The following is a 26,008-nucleotide window of genomic DNA, read 5'->3' as shown; positions in this document are numbered from 1 at the left end:
AATTTACAAAAAAAAGGTGCCCTGCAAACTCAAGTCTTTCTTTATCTATAATTTAATCCATTATGTCAAGATTTTTTGAATGGCGCATCAAAAAGAGCAAAGCTTGTGCTCATAGGCGTCAATCAGTTCAAGGGCCTGGTCACGGGAGGTAATACCAGTAAGATTTCTTCTAAAATGACTGCATCCGTCCCATCCTTTTACAAACCATACCAAACGACTTCTCATCATCCGGCAGGCAACCGCCTCTCCAAATCCATCCACACAGGCATCCACCAGACGTCGCATAAGATCAAACTGCTCGGCCATCAAAGGTATTTCCAGTGGTTTTCCAGCCGCCAGGGCCTCTATCTGGGTGAAAATATATGGATTACCCATGGCGGCTCGCCCCACCATCACCCCATCACAGCCTGTGGTCTCCATCATTTGTATGCCGTCATGGGCTGTGAGGATATCGCCATTGCCTATGACCGGAATGGAAAGTCGCTGTTTTAACTTGCGAATTAAGGCCCAGTCGGCAGTCCCCCGGAAGGCCTGATGCGCAGTGCGAGGATGAATGGTGATGGCATCCACACCGCAATCCTGGGCCATGGTGGCAATGTCAAGGGCCTGGTCACCGGAGCTATCCCAGCCGGAACGAATTTTTATTGTCAGGGGAATGGTAAGCACCTTTCGCACAGCCGTCAATATCCGCCGAGCATTTCCTGCATCCTTCATCAAAGCCGCGCCAGCGCCGGTTTTAACCACCTTTTTTACACTGCAGCCAAAATTGATATCCAGGATATCGGCCCTGCCGGAACTGCCTATCCTATCAGCGGCATGGGCCATGGCATGGGCATCTGCGCCAAAAATCTGAACGGAAAGTGGTCTTTCTTCAGAAATGGTTTTAAGAAGATTAGCTGTTTTCGACGAATCATACAAAAGTCCCTTGGCACTCACCATCTCGGAGGAAACCAGGGACACCCCACAGCTTTTTACAATGCGGCGAAAGGGAAGATGGGTTACACCGGCCAGCGGGGCAAGCACAGTGTGTCCCCGCAACATCAAGGAACCTATTTTCATAACACACACCCGTTTAATCAATCTTTGTTTCTGAGCTGTTGATATCGGGCAAAGGATAAGACGTCCCCTTCCGTCCCTTTTTTTTCATCCTTTTTTCCTGGGAAATCCTCCTCCGGCACGAGATCCTTCTCCTGGAGTGCCAAAAACTCCTCGTCAACAGGGCAGACGACCTTTTCCATCCGCATTTTCTGACCGCTCATAAAAAAAGAGTCCCCATTAATATAGTCGGCTTTCAGAATCCAGGAGACCACCTGCAAAGGAATTTGGAGCATCAAAAGTTTAATGACAAACCAACCGTTCTTTATATCGGGCCGGATATGTTCAATGCGTGCGAAGGTTACGGGCTGATCATCGACGTAAATCAATATGATATCATTTTCCAAGGGTGTATTCCCCCATTTCAAGTAAAATTAATTTTAAATCGATTATAATAACACACCATGATATAAAAAAAAACCATAAAATGCTGGCCCGGCTTTAACTCAATGTTCAAATTTTGGCCTTGGTCACACCATGGACCACTTTGGAGTGGGGCCATAATTTCAGGTTTAATGAACAACCCCAACGACGCACAGCACGATGAAAACTTAATGTTGACGTCTTATTAACACATAGGGTTTGAACTATCATACGACCTCGTGGTATATACCCAACCTAAAAATGGGCAAATCAAGCCCTTCGATATCATCCCATCACCATATAAAATAAAAAAATGGGGATTGATCACAACCTCGGCTATTTTTAATACCCGGCGCTGTGATCACCCACCCAAAAAGGACGCCCATGATACAGAAACTATCTTATGTTTTAACACTTACAAAAACCCAGGCCGCCGCTGGTTATTTCCAGGCAGTGCCCCAGGCTCTTTCACTTCTGGATGACATACTAATACGTTTACAACAATCTCCCATGGACAGTTTTCTCCACCGGGCAGCCCTGGATCTTGTTTCCGATATTCCATCAGAAAAAATCAAGACCCATATCCACCAGGCAAAACAGCACAATGATTTGATCTTGCTGGCCCTTCTATGTGAAAAACTTCTGCTGACAGGCGGCATGGGAAAAGCCAGGGATTATTTTTCTGAACAGCGCATCAAAGAACTGGCAGAATATTCCCCTCTTATTCATCTGCGATGGGCGCTGGAACCCAACCGACGACTTCATGCCCAATGGATTAAATTGTTCGGGGACAATATAAATAACCATGCGCCGCTTCCCCCGCCAACAGAACCCAAACTGCCCCTTATATGTGCCGGTGAATGCCGCCCCCCTGTAACAGATGGCCTGGAAATAAAGGAGATCCATAAATTTCATATTTCTTCAGACACCACGCAAACAAATTGTTCAGCAAAAAAAACCACGGCAACGGCCCTGGAAAAACTAGCATCGGCAGGGGTCTTTATGGAGCCGGAAATGCGCCATCAGTCCAGCTTAAGTCCCATTGCACTGCTTCGAAAATGGCAATTCAATACCTGCACAGAAAACGGCCGTCATCAATTTAACCTGTCCGGTACCCAGACAAGTTATGGCAAGGGCCTGACATTAGATGATGCCAGGGCCTCACTTTCCATGGAAATCGTGGAAAGATGCGCTGCCTTCGTCTCTGTGACCGACAATCAGGTAGTGGGGACAAAAACCCCACTTCCTTTGATTTACGGCTCCGCCTCCACCCTGGAAAACCAGGACAAAACCATAATACATCCCCGGGAACTTGCCCTGGAGGTACAATATCGGGATGAACCCCTGTATTGGGTGGAGGCAGTTCGTCCCTCCCACCAGGAATCGGAAAAAGTGTGGCTACCTGCCCAGGCCCTGTTTCTTTTTCTGAATCTTGATGAAGTGGATCTTTTTTCCGGACTGGGTTCCACCGGACTTGCTTCCGGGAATACGCTGGATCAGGCTAAAGTATCTGCCCTTCTTGAAGTAGTGGAAAGGCATCAGGAAAGCACGGTTCCCTTTGATCCTGCCACCTGTTTTCGTCTGGTGGCCCGGGAGGATCGCCTGGCTGCCCTTCTGGAATCCTATCGCTCGCTTGGCATTGATGTATTGTTCCAGGACATCACACCGCCATCTGGCATTCCCTGCTGCAAGTGTTTTGTAAAGGGCATAGACGGGGTCATTCACAAGGGTACTGCAGCCCATTTAAATGCCCGCAAAGCCATAATATCCGCCCTGACAGAAACCCCTTACCCGTTTCCGGAAAGCCTTCCTTCCCGGGATTTCAGCGGCGACTATACACTGGTGGGATATGAAAATCTTCCGGATTTCACCACCGGCAGTCCCTCGTCGGACCTTGCATTGCTTGAAGCATTGCTCGTATCCTGGAAAACCCCGCCTTGTTACGTGGATATAACCCGAAAGGACATACAAATTCCTGTGGTCCGGGCCATGGTTCCAGGAATGGAAACAATGGGAGATTTTGATCGTTTTTCCAGGGTTCATCCAGACCTGTTCATGAATTACCTGGCCCAGGGAAAACAAACAACATAATCATATCATAACAGCTACTTATACAATAAAAACAATAAAAATCAAGATTCCATAAAAATTTATTGACAATGAGGAGACAAGCGGATAAAGTAAATTCCGTAGAAGATTGAGCGCTCGCTCAATGAAGCCCCGTGAATTATACTTTCATCCTTAAATATTCTTTAGTAACTTGCGTTCCTTATAACAGCAGACGTTGAGCGAATGTAAAACACAGATTCAAGTTTTTTTTATTACTTTTTTGTTCTGAAAATTCCGAGAATATCGTTAAATAAGTGCAATCCTGTCCCGGTTGACCAAGTGCTTCCATGGGGGACTGACATCAAAATCACAGCACCCCAAAGGCATAATTTAAGTCTATGGTTGTCGTCGATGAAAGGGGAAAACCACACCATTTTAAAATGTGGAGAACCCTATTAACATTCAACGGAGGAAGAAAAGTATGGCAGAAGCAGGTGTTTTTCAATCCGGCAGTTCAATCAAAGAAGAAAAAAAAGCAGCGGCTCCAGGCGAATTAACAGCCCGCTGGGGGCAACCCTTGACCGGAATTATTTCGTTTGTCTGTTTCACGGTAATCGCCTGGATATTGTGGTACGTATTCAGTGATCCCAGAGGTCCAGTGGGTTCTTTTCCCTATCCATTTGTCATGTACCTTGCCATGATGATCCTGGTGGGACTTTACCAGCACATGTTTCTGGGTGACTGGCCCTTTGAGAAGTTACCCCAACCCGCCCGGGGGCTGGTTGAAACCATTGTCAACCTGGTAGTGGTGTGGTTTATCATCCACATCGTTTTTTACAAAATTTTGGGTCTGGGCTTTAATTTTTTAAGCCAGAGTAACCTGGAAGCCCTGGCGGCTGCGGGCCTTACCGGCAAAATTGATCTGGCCACCATGGAAGCCAAACATTTTGCAGAAAGTGCTGTGGTCTGTTTTGTGTTGATCGGTTTTTACAGCTATCCCTTTGTCACCATTTTATTTGGTAAATGGCCCGTGCGTCCCAGTGACCTTCCCCAGCCCCAGGCAGGATTGACAGAAATCGCCTGGTGCTCCTTCTGGACACTGATATTCTACACGGTTCTCATCGTTCCCTTCTGGGGACTGGTTTTTGGTAAAGCACTGGGTGCATCCTATGGCCTGAACACCCCCTGGTGGGGCGGTATTGCTGATTTTACCCATCTTCACTGGGTATTTGGCTGGTGGGAATGGATGATCGTCATTCTTTTCATGACCGCCAATGTATGGCGCATGAAACCCTGGAGCATCATCACCCTGCCCCAGCCCTGGAAAGGCATTGTATCCTTTATTATCAACGTCATCCTTGGCTACATCATGGCACTTATCTGCATCCGCATTGCTCCTTTGTGGCTGCCCCATGAAGTCATTCATCACCTGAAAGAAGCAAAACCCCAAGACGCAGAACTCCTTCGATTCCTATGGTACCACTCTGCTGAGATCGCCGGTTTTACCCTGATCCCCTTTCTTATCTGGCACCACTATTTTGATGATATGGTTCCCATGGCGGACAAAGACTCCTGGGGTGCCTTCTGGTTCAGAACCTTTGGTGTCCTGGTCTTCTGCGCCATCAACTACATTGTATTCTATTATGTCGGCTGGGGCGAATGGGGCCTTGGTAATCCCCACTGGGAACACAAATTCACCCATGGTGAATCCCTGATATGGAACTTCTGGTGGATTATTCCACTGCTGTGGAATGAATGGTTTTTCCACAAATGGCCCTTTTACACCCACGAAGGTCATTGATTTAACTTTCCACTCAGCGTTTAATTGATTCACACCGCCGGTCTGATCGTTTCAGACCGGCGGTTGTATACGCCTCCCCCTTTTTTATTTCATTACAAAAGGAAAATTCATATGTCTGATAAAAGCGTTTACTTTGATATCCTTACCCCTGTTCACTTCATCAGTCGTGCCGCATCTGTATACGATGATAAAATCGCAGTGATATATGAAGACAAACAGTACAGTTATACGGAATTTTATCAACGGGTGAATCGTCTGGCAAGCGCACTTAAAAACGTGGGCATCGGCAAAGGCGACAAGGTGGCCTTTATCTGCCCCAATACCCCCCCCATGCTGGAAGCCCATTTTGCTGTTCCCATGATCGGGGCCGTCCTGGTAAGTGTCAATATTCGCCTGTCCGCCGGTGAACTTACCTATATTATTGATCACTCCGATGCCAAGGCCCTTTTTGCGGACAATGAATTTTCAAAAGTGCTGGTACCGCTGATCAAAGAGATCCCCAAGGTGCATACCTTTGTCAACATTTGCGATATCAGTGAAGACAGCCCCCTTGACGGCATGGAATATGAAGAATTCCTGGGCACCGGCTCCCCGGAACCCATGGTCCCCGACGTGGATGACGAATATCAGGTCATCAGCATGAACTACACCTCCGGCACCACTGGACGTCCCAAGGGTGTCATGTATCACCACCGGGGGGCGTACATGAACGCCCTGGGTGAACAGCTGGAATTCGGTGTCAACAGCCACTCCACCTATTTATGGACACTTCCCATGTTTCATTGTAACGGCTGGTGTTTCACCTGGGGCATCACCGCCATGGGCGGTACCAACCTGTGCCTTAGAAAAGTCGTTCCCGAAGAGATTTATCGCCTGATTGAGAAAAAAAACGTCACCCACCTGTGCGCGGCCCCCACCATTCTCATCGGCATGTCCACCTATGCCACCCAGCAGAACCTCACGCTCGGTCACCGCCTGGAAATCATGACCGCCGGTGCACCCCCGGCTCCCACGGTGATCCAGAATATGGAAAACATTGGCGCCAATATCACCCAGACCTATGGACTGACAGAAGTTTTCGGTCCCCACAGTGTTTGCCAGTGGCAAAACAAATGGAACGATCTGCCGACGGAAAAGAAAGCCCAGATCAAAGCGCGACAAGGCGTTCCCTATATTGTTGCCATGTACATGGATGTTGTGAACCCCCAGACCATGGAACCGGTGCCAAGGGATGGCGAGACCATCGGAGAAATCGTCATGCGGGGCAACAATGTCATGCTGGGCTATTACAAAGATCCCGAGGCCACCGAAGAGGCCTTTAAAGGCGGATGGTTTCACAGCGGTGATCTGGCCGTCATGCATCCCAACAACTATGCCCAGATCATGGATCGGAAAAAAGATATCATCATCAGCGGCGGCGAAAATATCTCCACCGTAGAAGTGGAAAATGTGCTCTACCAGCACCCTGAAATCATGGAGGTGGCGGTGGTACCCGTCCCCGATGAAAAATGGGGTGAAGTACCCAAGGCATTTGTGGTTCCCATGCCCGGAACCACTCCTTCGGCCGAAGATATTATTGCCTTCTGCAAGGACCGCATCGCCCGGTTCAAGGCCCCCAAAACCATTGAATTTGGTGAGCTTCCAAAAACTGCCACCGGTAAGATACAGAAATTCAAACTCAGAGAAAAAGAGTGGAAGGGTCGTAAACGCATGGTCAACTGATACAGGGGACATTATGCTTGATTTCCCTGCCTCACTTTTCACACCCACCTGCTTAGGCCTGGGTACCACATCGTTCAGGTATCATAATTTATGAGCAGGATGGAACGCATAAAATCCGTAAAGAAAAACCTCCCGGCATCATTTTTATCACCGTCACCCCGAAGAATCACCGGGGTGACGGCCTTTTCATATAAACGATCTTGTCGGCCTGCCGACACAACGAATAATGGGTCGTAGACACGGAGCCAAATGGCATTATGCCGTCCCCCGACGGGCAATGTGCCCGGACCGGAACCGTAGACGGCTCAATTGGCCGGTTCCTATTGCCCATCGGGGGGCTCTGCTGAGGATGCCCGGAAGTTTTATTTTCTAACAAAAAAAACCCGAATCATTTCGGATGATGATAAATCTCAAAGATTTTTTCATGGGCTAGATAACGGTCTCTATGTGCATCCAGTAGATATCGTTTGATGGCAAGGAGCCGATCTAAAATCTCGATTTCAAGTATATCTCTAAGTTCTTTTTTCCCCTGGACAATTTCTTTTTTCAACATTTCTTGATTGCGTTTCACCCCATGATAGGCCTGGGATTTAATGCGGATACGCATCTCCACCAGGGCATTTCGTTTTGCATCCTGCTCACCTCCCAGGGCCGCCACTTCGGGGATGAGATCCGCAAAATGGGTAACGGCAATGATATCCTTTCCGGCAGCCCAATACCCCATCAAAAATTCCGGTTCCAGGTCCTTGTAGTTCTGCAGAGGCATGTACATGCGCCGCAGATGGAGCAGCACTTTTTCCGTTTTTTTACGATGACCGCCGATGATGACAGACCCCCCGACTTCGGCCTTTCTTACCCCTTTTGTCCAGGGAGCGCCGGTGATGCCAAAATCATTGCACAGGGGAATTCTCAACAAGGCTGACAGGGTATTAAGGGCCAGGGCATACCCCGCCGAAGGCCCCCCCACATTGTAAGAGGCAGACAGCAGCTGGTGGTGAATGGCATAGCGTTTGAGAAAATCCTCAAAAAGCCCGGCAATATTAATATCCCCTGAAAGCTCCTGCAGATAATTTTTCACCATGGTCAGGGCCTCCCTTGCCGACTGCCTTGTCATCTGCACGGCAAGATCCATCTGGGCCGCGCTGTCCGCCGGAGAAGACACCGCCCCCGTCACCAGAATATGTTCCTGTTTCAGACGGCTGGTTAAACTTGTGGCAATGGGTAACAGAATGCCCGTCATCTCGTTGGCACCCACCCCGATGATAAAGCCCACCTGGGGTTCCTGGCTGAGTTCTGCTTCCAGAAACTCGTTGAGCTGCACATTGCCCTTACGCACAGGACTCTGGGAAATTTCCTTGCGGGCGGATTCCAGATGGGATTCGCCTATGGGATACTCTTTTTCACTTTTTATGCGCTCTGCCAGCTTTAATATGGTGGCATAGCGCCTTACAAAATGAATGGGGTCTCCCTTAATTTCCGCCTTGAGCAAAGGCGGCGCGTTCATGGCATCCAGTATCCCCATGAGGGTTTTAAAATTAAATTTAATAAAATTAATTTTATCTATTTCCGATGAATCCTGAAGATCCCTCAAGTTCATGAGCACCTTGTATTCGGTGGAACAAAGCGCAATGGCTTTTTCCGTAAAGGATGAAAAATCCGCCGGGGTATTGCAGATGCCCTGGGCGGTTTCAATGATCCGTTCCACGGAAATCTGCCGACCATGACTGATGGCGGCAAACTGTTTTTTGATAATATCGGCAATGTCCTTTTGCCGGAGATGCCCGGAAACCTCCAGCACCTTCAGGCGTTTGGAACGAATCAGGGCCGGGTCCAAAATATCCAGTCGATTGGTAGTCAAAACGGTGAACACCTTGTTCAAGGGAATTTCACCATCAATGAGGCTTAAAAACTTATTGGTCACCGCATCGGTGGGGGCACCCCCGGATGGGCTTCGCCGGGGGGCCAGGGAGTCCCCTTCATCAAAAAACACCACCGCAGGCGCAATCATTTTGGCAATGTCGTATACCCGATCCAGGTTGGTCACCACCCCGTGGATGGGGTTGCTGGGGTCCTGAAGGGCCGCAGGGCTTGTGGCAATGTCATGGACATGCTCGCTTTCACTCAACCAGGTACGCACCAGAAAGGTTTTACCACTTCCCGGGGGACCTGTGAGCACCACGCCCTTGTCTTCACTGACCCCATAGGTGAAACAATTATTAGCCATTTCACTGAACTTATCTTTGATGTTGCCCACATACTCCTCCCAGGGGGCATTTCTGTCCATGCGATCCACCACTTTTTTATACAATTCCCCATACACATTCCGGGCCACCAGCTGAAAGGCACTCCTCACCAGAAAGGGGTCATCCAGCATCTCCGGTGCAAAGGCTGATTTCATATCTATCACCGATTCCACCAGTTTGCGAACATAGGCCGGGGTTACCTTCAAGCTACGTTCCCGGAAAACCGCATAGATTTTTTCCACGGTGCAATTCAGGGGGCTGGTCTTTCCTCCATCGTCCATGGTGAGATTATGTCGTCTCAATTCCAGCAAAACAATCTGCTTTAAATTTAAGGGGTTCATCCAGTACTCAGACACATCAATGATTCTGCCTTTTTCCACAAAACGCCGATAAATGGACGGATCAAACCGATGGGCCTGGTCTGTGGTGGCCACAATAAAACAGTCCCTTGTGCCGCTCATGATCTCATCAAGGACAATATTGGCGGTGTCTATAAGGGAACGCTGCTGGCCGGAAGCCCCCATCTCCCTTGCTTCGGCCTTGCCAAAGGCGCTGTGGGCCTCTTCCACATGGCGGATGGCCGTAACCCGTGGATGCCCCATGGCCTTTCTGAAAAGATTGCCGGGTTCACCTGCATAGGCGGTCTGGTAATCATTGGGAGTAATGGTGGAATAATCAACCACAATACCCCGCTCTTCAAAGTGGGTGAGGTTTTCCATGATTCTCTTTTTAAACATGCGGTTCACCAGGGGAATTCTGGACAGACGTCGATAAAATCGCCGGACCCGTCGCAGGGCAATGGCCATGGCAAACTCCGGGTCCACCTGTTCCAGACTGGTAAAAATTCCTTGCCGGGCGAGGATCTCATCCCGTTTAACCCGCCAGTCAATGCTTGGAACCACCTCGTCCCTGAAAATAATTTTATCCAGGGCTTCCTGCACCGTGGCGGTTTTGCCACTGCCGCTTGATCCCTCCACCAGCAGCAGGGGGGCCTTGGGCACATCCTGCCCGCTTAGATACTCTTTTCTGATATGGGCTCTGTATATTTTTTCAATGATGCTTTCCACCTCCACGGGCACATGGATATCCGTAAGATGGGTGTCAAGAACAGCCAGGAGATATTTTCGTTCCGCCGGGGTTAATCCTTTTTCAATGATTTTATTCCAGGACTTTGCCGGATGGGTTTCGCCGGAGTATTTGAATCGCTTTTTCCAGTCCGTGAGGATGTCCGGATCATTTAACACATGCATGCGCCTGTTTTTCCGCCGCAGAAAGAACAGTCGCGAAAAAAAAGCTTTCATCCACTTAAATACCCGGTAACCGGGCTGATATTGATTCAACCTGGCCCTCATGAACGCCCGTGTCTCATGTGACCAGGAATCTGCCAGGGCATCAATGCGCTTTATCTGTGTTTCAGGAAGACGAATATGGGTCTTTTCTTTGGTCAGCCGCCTTGGCATGGCACCCCCTCCTATTGTTTATCCGATGGATTGACAGCTTCCACCGGAAGGGATGAACCCGCCTCTGAAGGCAGAGTCAGGCCGGGAGAAACCCGACTGTCATGGATTACAAAGGTTTTTTGACCGGTCTGGTTTGCATAGGCCGTGGCCCACTTCTGCTGGGTTAAAAACTGCAGCAGATCCGTGCTGATACCCTGCCCTTTGCCCCCCAGGGCATTTTGGAGCGAACTGATGCTGTCCAGATAGGCTTTGTACAGTTTACGAATACGATCAGCCTCCTGGTCCGCAGCATAATTGGCCGCCTCGGCAATGAGTTCCCTTCTCTTTTTCTCTTCCGTGGCCTCCACCAGCTTGTCCCCAAACCTGGTTTCCCGGAGCACAAAACTGACCACCTCCATGCCGTATTTTTCTTCCAGGGTGGGGCCTTTTTCATTGATGGGGCGAGATTTCAACGCATTGAAGATTTTCTCTTTTATCTGTTCCCGGTCACTAATGAGGCTGTTGACCTTCTGGGCCTGGAGAATATCCTTGACAATGCCGTCAAAATCCCCTTGGAGCAGATCCCGGGGAGAAAGATTTTCAATGGCCCAGGTTTTCAAGTTATTGATGCGGTAGGTGAGCACCGCCGAGGTCCACAGGGCCACATTTTCCTTGGAAATAATGCGCATGGGCTCCATGCTGGCACCAAGGTAAAGGCTCTGGTTCATCAGGGGCACATCCTGTTCTATGCGGGTGAAAAAGGGCAGCCTGGCATGCCATCCCACCTGGGTCACCGCTTTTCTTGTGCCGTCTAACTGCTCGATGACCATGGCATAATTGAGTTTTACCTTGTAGATCACCCGGGTGGAGTAAATGATGGCCACCAGGCTGTAAAGGGTTGCAAAAACAAAGAATAAAAACATGAACCTGCGAACAAAAATCCCCACCCGTGCCCGTTGGAGAAAAATGGGGACAGCCTGTTTATCCGTCATGGTGACTCCTTTGCAAAAGGGTTAGCATATCTGTTGTCGCCACAGACCATCCCGGAAAATATGGTAATCGGGTAATTGATCACAGCAGCGGACAGTTCATTACTTCTCAATTTGACTCAAAAGAAAGGCAGGAGGTCAAGTTTGCCCTGGCGGCATCCTTGTGATTTTTTTATCTTTATGATTCGACCCTGATAAAACCCATGTCCCTTGCGCAGAAAAAGACAGGGGCATGCATTACAACTCTGACACTGATGGCCCATGGGCGCTAGAAAAAAACTAAAATGAAGAATGCTGGAAACGAGTGGGACAACGTGGCAGAAAGGATAAACGCGTTATTATAATATCTTTAATAAGACAATAACCCAAACAGCACAATGGGTCAAAAGTTTTTTTAATTTTCAGTTAGTGACAGAAAAGGCCCAAGAGTACAAAGCGAGGCTTGATCACAACGTGGGCCACTTCGGGATGGGGTCAGACTTGCATTATTGGCTCTTTTGTTTCATTTTACTTTTAAACCCAGGTGTTTGATAAAATCACAATAACACAAACCTGCCCCCGTTGGCCCATCAATTGTGACGGGTGGCCCGTGTTATGACCAAGCCCAAAAATTCAATATTGGGGGCAATACTTTGGACACGAGGCAAAATAGGCATCTGCCGCCAGTTTGTATGCCTCCCTGTCCCGGGCCTTCAAGAGTTTTTTCAGGGGCTTTCGACTGTTTTTAAATGAGGGGCCGACATAGGCCCAGAATCCCTTCATGCGGCCTGTCACATGCACAGGGCCAAAAAACTTATCCGAATAGGTGTAAAACAGCTCGTCGTGGAAGGCTTTGATGATGTCAACCTCTCGATGGTGATCCCAGGAAAGCCCCTTGATTCTAGCGGGCAGAAAAGGATCCGCCAGTACTCCCCGGCCGATCATGAATTTGTGTATCCTTGGGAAACGATCTTGAATTTTCTGGAATTTATCCCGGGAGGTGATATCTCCGTTATACACAAGGCAGTGGTCAGTGTGATGGCTCACCCGTTCAAAGGCATCAATATCGGCATCCCCCTCGTACATCTGTATCCCGGTTCTGGGGTGAACAATGATCTCTTCCAGGGGATATTTTTCAAACACCGGCAGGAGCTTAAAAATTTCATCCTTATCCTTTCTTCCCAGTCTCACCTTCACCGACAGCTTGCACACCCCGGAGGAAAAAACATCATAAAGAAGGGCATCCACCATATCCGGCCAGGGCAGCATGCCTGAACCCCGTTTCTTTTTAGCAATCTTGGAATGGGGGCACCCCATGTTCCAGTTCATGGTATCGTATCCATAGTGGGTGAGGTGTCGGGCCATGAAAATAAAATCTGCTGCCACATTGCCCAGAATCTGGGGAACCACCGGGAGATTGGGGTTGTTTTCAGGTAAAAGATCTTTGATGCGGGCAGGTTTGAGACGCTGCTCCCCCATGGTGGAAACAAAGGGGGCCAGGGCTTCGTCCAAGCCTGAAAAATGATTGGTATAAATTTCTCTAAAAACCGCATCGGTATACCCCTGTAACGGAGCCAGTATTAATTTTACGTTCATGTTCTTCCTTTTATTTTTAACCTTCAAAGGTAAATATTCGGCCAGCACCCCATATTCACCTGTTTTGCTCTGCTTTACATAGCATTCGCATGCTACACAGCCCCAAACAGGCGAATATGGGGCACTGTCAAAACAGTCATAAGAACAAGCCGAATATTTACTTTTCAGATTATATTTTATCAAATCTGATTCTAATTCCATCCCCTTTTGATTGCCATCAAATTTCGATTATGCTCAATAGTTTTTTTGTTTTTTATCCCAGCCTTGCCAATAATACAAGACTGAGCCCATGGCAGGGCAATCTTTTCATTGTCTGGCCAGGTACTTCACTGACCAAGCCAACTAAAATAAAACGCTACTTCCCGGTGACCAAATAAAATCCCTTGACAATTCAAACCAAAAAATAGAATATGAATTCTAACATTGAAATAATAATGGAGAGTATGCAATGGATATTTCAAGAAAAGAACGGGATGATTTAAGAAGACAACGGGAAATCATGGAGGCGGCTCTTTCCATATTTGCCGCCCAGGGCTTCCATGGTACCACCATGGCCCAGATCAGTGAAGCCGCCCAATATCCCCTTGGAACCATATATAAATATTTCTCCAGCAAAAAACAGATTTATCATGAGCTTGTCATGGAACGGGTTCATAAACTGGGGGATATTCTCTATGAAATCAGCATCAAACCCGACCTTTCCCCCACTGAAAAACTGAAACAGTTTCTGTTTGCCAAATCAAAATTTTACCGCACAAACAATGAATTCATCCGCATTTATATATCCGAGCGCAGCACCATTGATTCGGTCCTGCTTCCCAAGCTCAATGAAAAGGTCAACCGGATGAATGACAAAATGGTATCTCTGTTTCAAAAAACATTTGAGCAAGGGAATAACGGTGAGTTCAAATCCTATCCCCCACGGGAGATGGCCCTTTTATTCACGGACATTGCCCATTCCGTGTCCTGGTCGTCCCTATTTGAAGCGGATGATGAAGAAAGCCACCACAAAAGACTTGAATTGATTTTTAATATATTTTTGAACGGCGTTGCCGGCAACAAAACCCCACAGGAGAATTAATCATGGCACAACACATCGCGGACAGACGGGACCAGGACTTTGTAATTCATGAAATGCTCAATGTTGCAGATCTTTCCAAACATGAGCGATTTGAAGATTTCAACAAAAAAACCATTGATATGGTCATCACCGAAGCCCGAAACCTGGCCATTAAAGAGATCCTTCCCACCCAGACAGATGGGGATGAAATCGGTTGTATCCTCAAAGACGGGCAGGTCCATGTACCGAAATCCTTTCACAAACCCTACAAACTTTTTTGTGAAGGTGAATGGGTGGCCATGTGCGATGACCCCGAATATGGCGGACAGGGCATGCCCAAGGTTCTTGCCATGGCAGCAGGGGAAATGTTCACCGGTGCCAACTGCGCTTTTATGATGTACCCGGGACTCACCCATGGGGCTGGCAAACTTGTGGAAGAATTCGGCACCGAGGCCCAGAAAAAAACCTATCTTGCCAACCTTTACACAGGCAAATGGGGCGGAACCATGTGCCTGACTGAACCCGAAGCCGGTTCCGATGTGGGCGCTTTAACCACAACAGCTGTCAGAAATGACGACGGTACCTTTTCCATCACCGGCAATAAAATATTTATCTCGGGCGGAGACCAGGATATGGTGGACAACATCGTTCATCCTGTACTGGCCCGCATTGAAGGAGCTCCTGCCGGCACCAAGGGAATCTCTCTGTTTCTGGTGCCCAAGTACAAGGTAAATGAAGACGGCACCCCCGGGGAATCCAACAACGTGGAATGCACCGGCATTGAAAAGAAAATGGGCATCCATGGTAACACCACTGCCTCCCTGTCCTTTGGCGCCAAAGGCCCCTGCATTGGCGAACTTCTCGGGGAAGAAAACAAGGGCATGAAGGCCATGTTCGTCATGATGAATGAGGCTCGACTGGGTACTGGTATGCAGGGATTCGGCTTTGCCACGGCATCCTATATCAACGCCGTAAACTATGCCAAAGAACGGGTCCAGGGAACGGATCTTTTAAAAATGTTTGATAAGGAACCCCAGTCCGTGTCCATCATCAAACACCCCGATGTCAGAAGACAGCTCATCAACATGAAGGCCTATGTGGAGGGCATGCGCACCCTGCTCTACTACACCGGGCTGCTCTTTGACAAGGTAAACCTGGCAGAAGATGAAAAGAAAAAGGCCCGTTATAAAGGACTTATTGAGCTTTTAACCCCCATTCTTAAAGCCTATTGCACGGACAGATCCTTTGAAGTCTGCGCCCAGGGCATCCAAGTGTATGGCGGGTATGGATATATCCGGGAATATCCCCAGGAACAACTGCTACGGGACTGCAAAATCACCAGCATTTACGAAGGTACCAACGGCATCCAGGCCATGGATCTCCTGGGCAGAAAACTTGGTATGAACAAGGGCAGGCCCTTTATGGATCTTCTGGGTGAAATGAATAAAACCATCGCAGCGGCCAAGGAAATCGACTCCCTTGTGCCCATGGCGAAAAAATGTGAAATTGCCGTAAATCGCCTGGGCGAAGTGGCCATGCACATGGGTATGGCTGCCATGTCGGAACAGGTACTCAATGCCTTTGCAGCTGCCCACCCCTTCCTGGATGTCACAGGCGATGTGGTCATGGCATGGTTTCATCTGTGGCGAGCCGTGGTGGCTGCCCCCAAAATTGAAAAGGCCAAGAAAAAAGATGTGGCCTATTACCAGGGCCAGGTGGCCACCGCCGATTATTTCATCACCTGCCATATTCCCACCACACTTGGCAAAATGAATGGCCTGACCACCAATTACACACCGGTCATGGAAATTCCCGAAGAGGCTTTCATCGGCTAATCCTCCCATATTATCCCCTCTACCCTCCCCGCTGTAAAGGGGAGGGCTTGACTATCTTTGTTAAGATCTAAAATCCGGCCATAGTCCAATAACAGTTTGTATTTAAATAAAAAGCCTCTCAAAACAATCTCCACAACAAATACAATCCCCCGCCTTTATTTTAAATAATGTTCAGTTTATAAATCATATTTACTTTATAAATGCATCAAGCCAAAAAAAGTCTTTGACAAAATAAAGAATATTCAATTATACATCATAATCATGGATAGACTGAGCGCTCGTTAGGAAAGCAAAAATAATTCTTATCTCCGTAAAATTTTTATATTTTTTCTAATCATGCGCATTAGGCTGGGACTTGATGTTGATTTGTCATTTTCCCCCACATAATTACGTTGCTGAATCTGCATATCTGAAATTTAAAAACAGATAAAACAGGTGACGGTCATCTTCCGTTAACTGGCTCCAATAAAAGATAATCACAGGCAATATTCATTAGTAACGACACGCTGTCGCAACCGGTATCCCAAGGAGAGAACATATGGCCATGGAAAATCTGTATAAAGAAGTCATGGAAATCAACATGATGGAAGACGATAATAACAAAGAAGCTACTGCAAAGGCATTCTTTGAGAAATTAAACTTCATGGAACTTCCTGAATACTTCAACTGGGCTGAAGAAATTTTTGAAGGTTTCCATGTAAAAGAGCGTGGCGACCACACGGCCCTGCTGTGGACGGATATCGCAACCAAGGAAGAGGCATCTTTTACCTATTCCCAATTTGCTGCCAAATCAAACCAGTGCCTCAATGCACTGCGCGGTGCGGGTATCAAAAAAGGGGATAATATGTACATGATGAACCCCATTGTTCCCGAAACCTGGTTTGCGACTTATGCCTGCGTCAAGGGAGGGCTTGTCAATGTCCCCACCGCCACCAGCATGACCATGCGAGAGTTGCAGTATCGCTTTGAGTCCTATGCACCGGATTGCATCGTATGCGCCGAGCAATTCACAGATCTCATGGATGAAGCCCTTAAAGAAACCGGCAGCACCCCTAAGATAAAAATCGTACTGGGTAACAAAGACGGATGGGTAAGCTATTCCGAACTTGAAAAACAGCCGGAAACCGCAGAAGCTGCCAAAACAAAATCAGACGACGTCATCTTCTGCTTTTTCACCTCCGGTACCACGGGGCTGCCCAAACGCGTGGGACACACCGCCACATCTTATCCATTGGGACATCTTTCAACCTCTGTTCTCACCGGCATCCAGCCCACGGACGTTCACCACAACCTAAGTGCCCCCGGCTGGGCAAAATGGGCCTGGAGCAGCTTTTTCGGTCCCCTGAACGTGGGTGCCACCGTTGCAGGTTTTAACTTCACCGTTTTGGATGGAAAACTCTATCTTGAAGCCATTGAAAAACATAAGGTCAGCATATTCTGTGCGCCCCCCACCGCCTGGCGAATGTTCATCAACATGGACATGTCCAAATACGATCTGTCTTCCCTGCGTCAATCTATTGGTGCAGGCGAGCCCCTGAATCCCGAGGTTATCACCCAGTGGAAAAAAGCCACGGGCACCGAGATCCGTGATTTCTACGGCCAGACGGAATCCACCGCCATGATCGGCAATCCCCCATGGATGAAAGGCAAAATGAAATCCGGCTCCTTTGGATACCCCTCATTCATGTACGATGTGGCCCTGGTTGACGATGAAGGAAAAGAGATCACCGTTCCGGATGAGCCTGGCCACATTGTTGTCAAACTTGACAAATGGCGCGCCATCGGCCTGTTCACCGAATACATCGGAAGTCCCGAAAAAATGGCATCGGTGTTTGTGGATAATTACTATTACACCGGAGACCGGGCATCCATTGACACCGACGGATATTGGTGGTTTGTGGGCCGTGCCGACGATGTCATCAAATCTTCTGATTTCCGGGTGGGTCCCTTTGAGGTGGAAAGCGCCCTTGTGGAACATCCCTCTGTTGGTGAAGCCGCAGTCATTGGCTCCCCTGACCCCAAACGTCATCAGCTGGTCAAGGCCTATGTAATTCTAAACAAGGGGTTTGAACCTTCAAGGGAACTGGCCCTGGAAATTTTCCAGCATACCATTGACATCCTTGCCAAATTCAAGATTCCCAGAATAATTGAATTTGTTACAGAGGTTCCCAAAACCATCAGTGGTAAAATAAGACGTATTGAGCTGAGGGAAAATGAAGTTGCCCGCAAAGAAAAGGGTGAAGGTCCCGCAAGCAACGAATTTTTCTACTGGGATTTCCCGGAACTGAGTTCCAAGAAAAAATAAAATTGGTATATCACGCCCCCTGCATCAGGGGGCGTTTCTGCTTTCAGAATTCAGCTTCAGGGTCAAAGGGCATTTCAATCTCCACTTCACTACCTCCGGTGCGACTGATCTTTGCATGGGGATAACGATTGCGGAACACATGGATCATTTTCCTGTTTTCTGCAAGCACAGTGGCGGTGAACCGTTTATACTGATTCTCCTTGGCAATGTTCTCCAGGATATCCAGAAGTTTTGAACCAATCCCCAGACCATGGATCTCTTCCTTGACCAGAAAGGCCACCTCTGCGGTTTCCCTGTCCACCTCAGCATAGGAACCGATGGCGATAATCTGTTTTCTTTTGCCAAGCTGGCGAAACCCGATGATGGACATGTTTCTGCGATAATCCACACTGGCCCACTGTCCCTGGAGCATTTTCCGTGAAAACACCTTGCGCTTGTGGAAGAAACGATAGTAAATGGTGTTTTCCTGGAGGGAATAGAAAAAATGCCGGGATTCAAATTCATCCGACGGCAGAAGCGGTCTGAAGCTGATGTTTTTCCCCATGGGCAGGGACATGGAATAATGATAGTCGTCCAGAAAAAGAAGATCCTGACTGGTGGGGGGCAATTGATCGGGGAAGATATACCGCCTTTTCTTTGCCTCTTCAATAAGTTGCTGACGAAACCGTGGATGGGCCACCTGGGCAAGCTCCATGACCCGCTGGTAGATACTTTTTCTTCGCAGTTCCGCAATGCCGTATTCCGTGACCACAATGTCAATATCCCCCCGGGTGGTGGCCACACCGGCCCCCTCACTTAGATGGGGAACAATGCGGGAAACCTTTCCATTCTGGGCCGTGGAAGGAATTACAATGATGGAAAACCCGCCCTTGCTCAGTGCACTTCCCCGGATAAAATCCACCTGATCTCCAATACCGCTGTAAAAAAGATACCCCTTGGAATCGGTACATATCTGTCCGGTGAGATCCATCTCCAGGGCCGAGCTGATGGAAATAAAATTATCATTTTTCGCAATCACATTGGGATCATTGACAAATTCTGAGGACCTGAAATAAAACATGGGATTATCATGTACATAGTCGTAAAGCTCCTTTGATCCCATGCAAAGGGAAGCAACTGCCCGTCCCGGCAGGTAGGACTTGTTGCGGTTGGTGATCACCTTTTTCTGAAAAAGGGGAAGCAACCCGTCGGTGATCACCTGGGTATGGAGCCCCAGATCCTTTTTATTGTCCAGAAAAGAAACCACGGCATTGGGCAAATGCCCGAATCCCACCTGGATGGTGGCCCCGTCATCCACCAGCTGATTAATATAATGGCCGATGCGCTCCACCACATTATTGTTTTTCACCTGGGGAGGCATTTCCACCACCGGTTCCTGGTGCAGCACCAGAAAATCAATCTCATCCACATGGACCAGACTGTCACCCCAGGTTCGGGGCATGTCCGGATTTATCTGGGCAATCACCGTCCTTGCACTCTGCATGCCAGCAAGGGTGATATCAACGGATATACCAAGGCTGCAAAAGCCGAACCGGTCCGGAGGACTCACCTGGATAAGCGCTACATCCAACCCGATTTCCTGGGAATAAAAAATCTGGGGGATCTGGGAAAGATACACTGGAATATAATCAATTTTTCCTTCAAAGGCCGCCTGACGCATGGATACGCTGATAAAAAACAATTTAAGACTGAAGCGGTTTAAAAAACCCTCGTCATCCATATGTTTGGCAAATGAAGACGAAAGCATCTGATACACCACGATATCCTGAATCCGCTGGTCATCCACCATGGCTTTAATCAATTGCTGGGGTTCACCACATCCGGTGCCGATAAACACCCTGCTTCCATTGTTAATATGCCTGACTGCATTTTCCGGTGTAAATACTTTTTCAGGACAATATGCCATGACATCCATAATTTTCTCCATGGGCCCTGTAACAGTTCATTATTCAAGGCCGGGTTTCTTACTTAATCTAAAAGAACAGGTTTGATCACCAAATAATATTCTTCACGCCCTTTAATATCCGGACGTATTTTAAAATACAAAGCTGATATCATTCAGGAATCAAACAGATCCCTGAATAATTTTTCTGGCCGGAATAAGTCCGGTGGCTGCCGCAGACACGATGTTTCCCGCCACACCCGGACCATCACCAGCCACAAAAATTCCCTTTATGGCGGTTTCCAGATGATTATCGGTCTCTATCTGGGTGGCAAAAAACTTAATCTCCGGGGCATAGAGAAGGGTTTCATCATTGGACACCCCGGGAACCACCAGATTAAGGGTTTCAAGCCCCTCAATGAGATTGGATAAAATCCGCTCGGGAAGAGCCATGGCAATGTCCCCGCATACCACATTGGTCATGGTAGGCTCAATATAGCCCTTTTTTACACGATTCCAGGTGGAACGCCTTCCCCTTTTAAGATCCCCAAACCGCTGGAGAATGGGTTTTCCTCCCCCGATGATGGTGGCCAGTCGACCAATGGATTCGCCATAGGCCTGGTTGTCCGTCACCGGTTCGGTGAGCACCACTTTGGAAAGAAAGGCAAAATTGGTATTGCTGGATTTTCGGTTGGTGTAGGCATGGCCGTTGACACAGACAAAATCCTTGTAATTCTCCAGGGAGATAAATCCCCCCTGATTGGTGCAGAAGGTTCTGGTCTGATCATCATAGGTGGTGGTCTGGATAAAAAAGGTGGGATCGTAAATGATATTGCAAAGGTCATCCATGATGTCGTTGTGTACCTCCACCCGTACCCCCACTTCAATACCCCGCTGGGAAAGGTCAATACCGTGCTTCTGGGCAAGATTTCCCACCCAGTTGGCTCCGATGCGGCCGGGGGCCAGGATGACGTTGTCGGTGAGATATTCCGCCTTGTCCGTGATGACCCGGTTCACCCGCCCCTTGTCAACCCCCACATCAATCACGGTTTCCGAGGTATGTATGATCAACCCCTTTTTCTCAATATATTCTGCCATGTCAGCAATGTACCGGGGCAGATTATCACTTCCCAGGTGTTTTTGTTTGATGAGCAGCAGATCAATCCCAAATCGTTTGGCATCCTTTCGAATCTCCCGGGCCGCTTCCATGTTGGTGGGAAACACCGGGCCATCCATGCCAAAACGGGTGAATATGGTTTCCGTTTCGTCAATGAGTTCCTGGGCGGCTCTCTGGGACATGAACTGGGTAAGATCTGTTTTACCCAGGCGGGGAATAAAATTTAGTTTTCCGTCTGAATAAAGACCTGCGCCCCCGACGCCGGAGAGAATATTGCACGGGGTGCATCCCACACACTTTTGAAGGGTGTGATTAGGACATTGTCGGGACAGGGGTGCCTTGCCCTTCTCAATCATCAATACCTTCAAGTTGGCATGCTCCATGAGATAATAAGCAGCAAAGAGGCCCGCTGGCCCGCCCCCTACAATAATAACATCATATTTCATTTTAAATTCCAAGGTTTAATTCATCTTACCACATTAAAACCATTTGGAGGCTTGATCACATAGTCCCCACTTGGGAGTTCATTGTTGTCACCGGCCCCTTATTATTCTAATTGCAAACCTTTCATTTATACACCCTTTGAAGTAAATGTCAAACAGATTAAAACAAACTCAGCCCGGACTGTACCATGGTAATGCAATGTATTTTAAAAAAAAACGACCCTGCCACGGGGGCAAGGTCGCAATTAAACAAAATTTTAATCGTCCATCAATGAACCAGAATGGGCATACCCATAAGCGGCCAGATAACAGCCACGGAAATCCCCACCAGGATCATAAGAATAATACTTGCCGGAATACCGTATTTAAAGAACTCACCAGTGGTGAACTGTTTGGAATCATAGGCGATGGCATTGGGCGCCGCCCCCACCAAGAGCAGAAAGGGCATGCCCGCCGTAACCAGAGATGCAAACACAATCACCTCCGGGGAAACACCAAGATAGGGGGCAATAACCAGAGCCACGGGCAGTGATATGGCAATGGCGGCAACGTTCATGATAAAGTTGGTCATTATCATGACAAAAAAGGCGATGCTCATGACAAAGACAAACCAGTGGGAATTCTGAAACATGGTCAGCCAGTTGATGGCCAGCCATTCTGCAGCACCGGTTTCCCAGAGACAGAACCCGATGCTCATGGCACCGCCAAAGAGGAGAATAATATTCCAGGGAATGGATTCAAGGTCTTTTAAATCAAGAATACCAAGGACAAAGAACAAAATGGTTGAAATAAGAATAATAGCCGTTTTATCAACAGGTTTCAGCATGGGCACAAAGGAACGAAGGGACATAACGGCAATGCAGGAAAAAATAATAATCGCTGCCAAAATTTCATTTTTCGTCAGGGGACCCATCTCTGAGCTCAGGCGCACCGCTTTTTCTTTCAATCCGGGAATGCTTTTCTTTTCCGGTTTGAAAAAGATCATGAAAAATCCCCACAGGACAAACACCATGATCCAGCCAATGGGAAACATGAAAAAACTCAGATCAAAAAAGGAAATTTCCCTTCCCACGATATCCTTATAAAAACCCAGGGCCACGGCGCCCCGGGCGGCACCCAGCAGGGTTATAATGGAGCCAGCACCCGCCACATAGGCCATACCTATGAAAAGCCCCTTACCAAACCTTGTGGGGGTATCATCATCGGCATACATGTGATAGATGGTGAGCAGCAGTGGATACATGGTGGCCGCCACAGCTGTGTGGGCCATGATGTGGGTCAGGGCCGCCGTCACCACAAAACATCCGAGATAAATCATGGATGTTTTTTCCCCCACAATGGAGAGCATTTTATAGGCCAGGCGTTTTGTCAATCCGGTCTTGGTAAAAACCATACCGATAACCAGGGAAGCAAAAATAAAGAGCACCGATGGGTCCATGAAATCTTTAAAGGCCTTGTTTGCCGGACGGACCATAAAAAGCACCTGTAACACACCAATGGTCAGACTGGTGACCCCAATGGGCACCACTTCAAAGACCCACCAGATACCCGCCAGAAGGAAAACCGCAAGGGCTCCCTTGGCCTGGGGTGCAAGGAGAAAATGTTTACCTGTGGGGTCCACCGCATCGGGCCAGGCTGGACTGAAATTCACCCCAAAGAATAGGACCAGCCCCAGGATCAGAAAAAAAAGTCGTTTCCAGTCAATTTTTGAGCCACTCTGGGCCAAGGTTTGTGTTGTCAATTTGTTATCTCCCGATATATTTCTTTCACATTTGCAATGGATGAAAATTCAAATGGTTAAGACAAGTCGTACACCTATAGTGTCGTGTTTAATTAATACGTCAAGGACTACCTTTTAACGCTAAGGATCACCATCCCCGCTGTTTGATTATATTGTCAATTTCCGCCTTTCGAATACGATCCTCGTGGCGCATTTTTATACCGTGGGCCTCTTTAATTTTCTCTTCGAGCAGATCGGTATCCGCAGGTTTTAACAGAAAATCAAAGGCCCCGAGCTTCATCCCTTTGATGGCGTTGTCCACAGTGGCCTGGCCGGTGAGCATGATCACTTCGGTGAGAGGAAGCACTTTGCGAACTTTTTTAAGAATCTCAAGGCCGTCAATCTCAGGCATCTGCACATCCAGAACCACCACATCAAAATCAATTTCTTCCACAATTTCCAAGGCTGCTTTACCGGAAAAAACAGGGGTTACGGAAAAATCTCTCAATTCCAGCCGCTGGGCCAGGGTTTTAGCGAAATCAATTTCATCGTCCACGATCAATACTTTAATTTTCATTTTGTTTCCCCATTTCTAATAGTGAATTATTATTTTGTTGTACTGTCCTCACCGGCATCACCACCGGCCAATTCTTTTTTAAGATTTATTTTTTCATAGGCCTGTTTCATGGTTTCGGCCAGCAGATCAATGTCAGCAGGTTTCTGGAGATAGGCAAATGCACCCAGTTCCATGCAGGTTTCCTTATCTTTTTCGGTACCATGACCGGTGAGGATAATCACCTCAATGTCGGGCTTGGATTTCTTGATTTCCCGAAGCACCTGGAATCCATCAATGCCGGGCATTTTAAGGTCAAGTACCATGACCTCTGCACCATCGCGATGAACGGTCTCCAGCGCATCTTCACCGCTGTACACCACATCACTGTTGATCTGACGAATCTGGAGTCGCTGGGAAAGGGTTTGCACAAACTCTTTTTCATCATCCACCAGCAAAACATGCAGGGGCGTCTCAAATTCAAAATTACGAATGCTGTCGGATTTATAGTAATTTTTACCGATCTTGGTCTCCACGGATTTCACACCGGACACCTTTTCAGCTATATTTGTGATCTTCTGCTTGAATTTAGACAGCAGCAGCACGTTTTTATCGATGGTCACCACCACATTACCATCGTCTGCATACACCATGAGTCCACCGCCGGTGGTGGCAAGGGCCACTTCCACCTCTGCTGCCAGCATAAAGTCTTGGGCCTCTTTTTTAACCAGTTCATCGGACATGGTGGACAAAGTGTCATGATGCTCACTGATCAAGGCAACGGTATCAAAAACAGTGAGTTTATCCGAAGGGGCCACAATGTCATACAAAGACTCATCCCATGCTTTTTTTCCGGTGATGCTGTTTACCCAGAGGATGGCATGTTTATCTGCCTGATTAACGATGTTGGTAACTTCTTTTTCCGATTGATTCAAAATAGAAATCCCGTTTTGAATACGTGTTTCCTTGTCTGTTACAATGAGAACCCGAAGGACATGGGTGGCCCATTTGGGGACAAGGTGACCAAGTATCCCCTGGAAAATGACATTTCCCCCAAGAACATGTTGTGCCATGGTCTTTTTCAAGCCAGCAATAATCTTTTCTTTTTCATGGGTGAAATCATTAAAGGGAATCTGTTTGGAATCCACAACCTTTTGAATATTATCGGGATTTATGCCCTGATTAAGGGCTGTTTCTTCCATGATTTTCTGATCTGTAATCACCGTGTATCCCAATGCCGATGAAAGCTCTGCAACGGTCTGATCAGAATGGGTAAACAATGCGCCAGTTATTGAGATAATCGCCATGATATCCTCCTTAATGTTTTTTATGAAACCCCGTCCAACAGAGCAAAATCAGGGGAGTTTCATTTTTCGTTGTGGCAGGGGGTTGCTGCCATACATGTTTATATTAAAAGATCTTTCTGTTCTCGTTTTTCACAGGCCAGCTTTTATCTCGTATGCTTGCTGCCTGGGTTATTCATATGTACAGCAATAGGCGTGCCAAGACAAACATTATCAATAAAACCGGATACTAGTAAATACACACAAATAAACCCTAGATCATTTTGAAACAAAATAAATCATTTTAGATGGAAGATATTGAGTCTTTATGAAACACAAAAAAGACATCCGGCAAAATGGGGGGGATTATCGTGGCAATGGATTTGGGAGGCGTGGTCACAGGGTTTCTTTGCGGTGGGAGCAGCTTTGCGTTATGAGCAAGCTTATTTTGGGAAACCATTAAACGTTCTTTGGTTCAATGGATAAATGCAACAGGCAGGGGCCAGCAATTCAAATTATGGCTTTTAATCGAAT

16 protein-coding genes are annotated in these 26,008 nt (G+C 47.7%); 6 read left to right on the top strand and 10 right to left on the bottom strand.

Going from position 1 to position 26,008, the window contains the following annotated elements; translation table 11 throughout:
• Positions 1-87 precede the first annotated feature (87 nt).
• Complete coding sequence (dusB, locus tag ACYQ2M_RS11875; protein WP_459916563.1) at positions 88-1,059, bottom strand: tRNA dihydrouridine synthase DusB; 972 nt, start codon at positions 1,057-1,059, stop codon at positions 88-90.
• A 17-nt stretch (positions 1,060-1,076) separates the two neighbouring features.
• On the bottom strand, positions 1,077-1,442 hold the full coding sequence (locus ACYQ2M_RS11870; RefSeq protein WP_459916562.1) for a hypothetical protein: 366 nt from the start codon (positions 1,440-1,442) through the stop codon (positions 1,077-1,079).
• A 400-nt stretch (positions 1,443-1,842) separates the two neighbouring features.
• Between ACYQ2M_RS11870 and ACYQ2M_RS11865 the strand changes: the two genes are divergently transcribed.
• The 3 genes from ACYQ2M_RS11865 (at position 1,843) to ACYQ2M_RS11855 (ending at position 7,030) form a co-directional block, all read left to right on the top strand.
• The gene (locus ACYQ2M_RS11865; protein ID WP_459916561.1) at positions 1,843-3,549 is read left to right on the top strand and encodes a YcaO-like family protein; all 1,707 of its coding nucleotides are present in this window, start codon (positions 1,843-1,845) and stop codon (positions 3,547-3,549) included.
• 439 nt (positions 3,550-3,988) lie between these two features.
• Positions 3,989-5,308: a hypothetical protein gene (locus ACYQ2M_RS11860; protein WP_459916560.1), complete on the top strand. Its 1,320-nt coding sequence runs from the start codon at positions 3,989-3,991 to the stop codon at positions 5,306-5,308.
• 111 nt (positions 5,309-5,419) lie between these two features.
• On the top strand, positions 5,420-7,030 hold the full coding sequence (locus ACYQ2M_RS11855; protein WP_459916559.1) for an acyl--CoA ligase family protein: 1,611 nt from the start codon (positions 5,420-5,422) through the stop codon (positions 7,028-7,030).
• A gap of 388 nt (positions 7,031-7,418) precedes the next feature.
• On the opposite strand, the gene ACYQ2M_RS11850 is transcribed toward ACYQ2M_RS11855, so the two are convergent.
• From ACYQ2M_RS11850 to ACYQ2M_RS11840, 3 genes are all read right to left on the bottom strand, one after another.
• Entirely contained in the window at positions 7,419-10,733 is a 3,315-nt protein-coding gene (locus tag ACYQ2M_RS11850; RefSeq protein ID WP_459916558.1) for an AAA family ATPase, read from the bottom strand.
• 11 nt (positions 10,734-10,744) lie between these two features.
• Positions 10,745-11,704 carry an SPFH domain-containing protein gene (locus ACYQ2M_RS11845; protein WP_459916557.1) on the bottom strand — a complete coding sequence of 320 codons (960 nt, stop codon included), beginning with the start codon at positions 11,702-11,704 and terminating at the stop codon, positions 10,745-10,747.
• A gap of 609 nt (positions 11,705-12,313) precedes the next feature.
• Positions 12,314-13,276 (bottom strand): tRNA dihydrouridine synthase, encoded by a 963-nt coding sequence (locus ACYQ2M_RS11840; protein ID WP_459916556.1) that lies wholly within the window; start codon positions 13,274-13,276, stop codon positions 12,314-12,316.
• A gap of 448 nt (positions 13,277-13,724) precedes the next feature.
• Between ACYQ2M_RS11840 and ACYQ2M_RS11835 the strand changes: the two genes are divergently transcribed.
• The 3 genes from ACYQ2M_RS11835 to ACYQ2M_RS11825 all read left to right on the top strand — a co-directional run bounded on the left by ACYQ2M_RS11835 (position 13,725) and on the right by ACYQ2M_RS11825 (position 18,476).
• Positions 13,725-14,357, top strand: coding sequence for a TetR/AcrR family transcriptional regulator (locus ACYQ2M_RS11835; RefSeq protein ID WP_459916555.1), 633 nt, complete (start codon positions 13,725-13,727; stop codon positions 14,355-14,357).
• Between the two features lie 2 nt (positions 14,358-14,359).
• The gene (locus ACYQ2M_RS11830) at positions 14,360-16,171 is read left to right on the top strand and encodes an acyl-CoA dehydrogenase (protein WP_459916554.1); all 1,812 of its coding nucleotides are present in this window, start codon (positions 14,360-14,362) and stop codon (positions 16,169-16,171) included.
• A gap of 538 nt (positions 16,172-16,709) precedes the next feature.
• Entirely contained in the window at positions 16,710-18,476 is a 1,767-nt protein-coding gene (locus ACYQ2M_RS11825) for an acetate--CoA ligase (protein WP_459916553.1), read from the top strand.
• 43 nt (positions 18,477-18,519) lie between these two features.
• On the opposite strand, the gene ACYQ2M_RS11820 is transcribed toward ACYQ2M_RS11825, so the two are convergent.
• The 5 genes from ACYQ2M_RS11820 to ACYQ2M_RS11800 all read right to left on the bottom strand — a co-directional run bounded on the left by ACYQ2M_RS11820 (position 18,520) and on the right by ACYQ2M_RS11800 (position 25,498).
• Positions 18,520-20,391, bottom strand: coding sequence for a GNAT family N-acetyltransferase (locus ACYQ2M_RS11820; protein WP_459916552.1), 1,872 nt, complete (start codon positions 20,389-20,391; stop codon positions 18,520-18,522).
• A 150-nt stretch (positions 20,392-20,541) separates the two neighbouring features.
• Entirely contained in the window at positions 20,542-21,921 is a 1,380-nt protein-coding gene (locus ACYQ2M_RS11815) for an NAD(P)/FAD-dependent oxidoreductase (protein WP_459916551.1), read from the bottom strand.
• Positions 21,922-22,186: 265 nt separating this feature from the next.
• Positions 22,187-23,659 (bottom strand): SLC13 family permease, encoded by a 1,473-nt coding sequence (locus ACYQ2M_RS11810; protein WP_459916550.1) that lies wholly within the window; start codon positions 23,657-23,659, stop codon positions 22,187-22,189.
• A gap of 127 nt (positions 23,660-23,786) precedes the next feature.
• Positions 23,787-24,215, bottom strand: coding sequence for a response regulator (locus ACYQ2M_RS11805; protein WP_459916549.1), 429 nt, complete (start codon positions 24,213-24,215; stop codon positions 23,787-23,789).
• A gap of 29 nt (positions 24,216-24,244) precedes the next feature.
• Entirely contained in the window at positions 24,245-25,498 is a 1,254-nt protein-coding gene (locus ACYQ2M_RS11800) for a cytidylate kinase-like family protein (RefSeq protein ID WP_459916548.1), read from the bottom strand.
• Positions 25,499-26,008 lie beyond the last annotated feature (510 nt).

The sequence above is a fragment of the Desulfocicer niacini genome (genome assembly GCF_054657595.1).
This window is presented reverse-complemented; position numbering and strand designations above follow the sequence as displayed.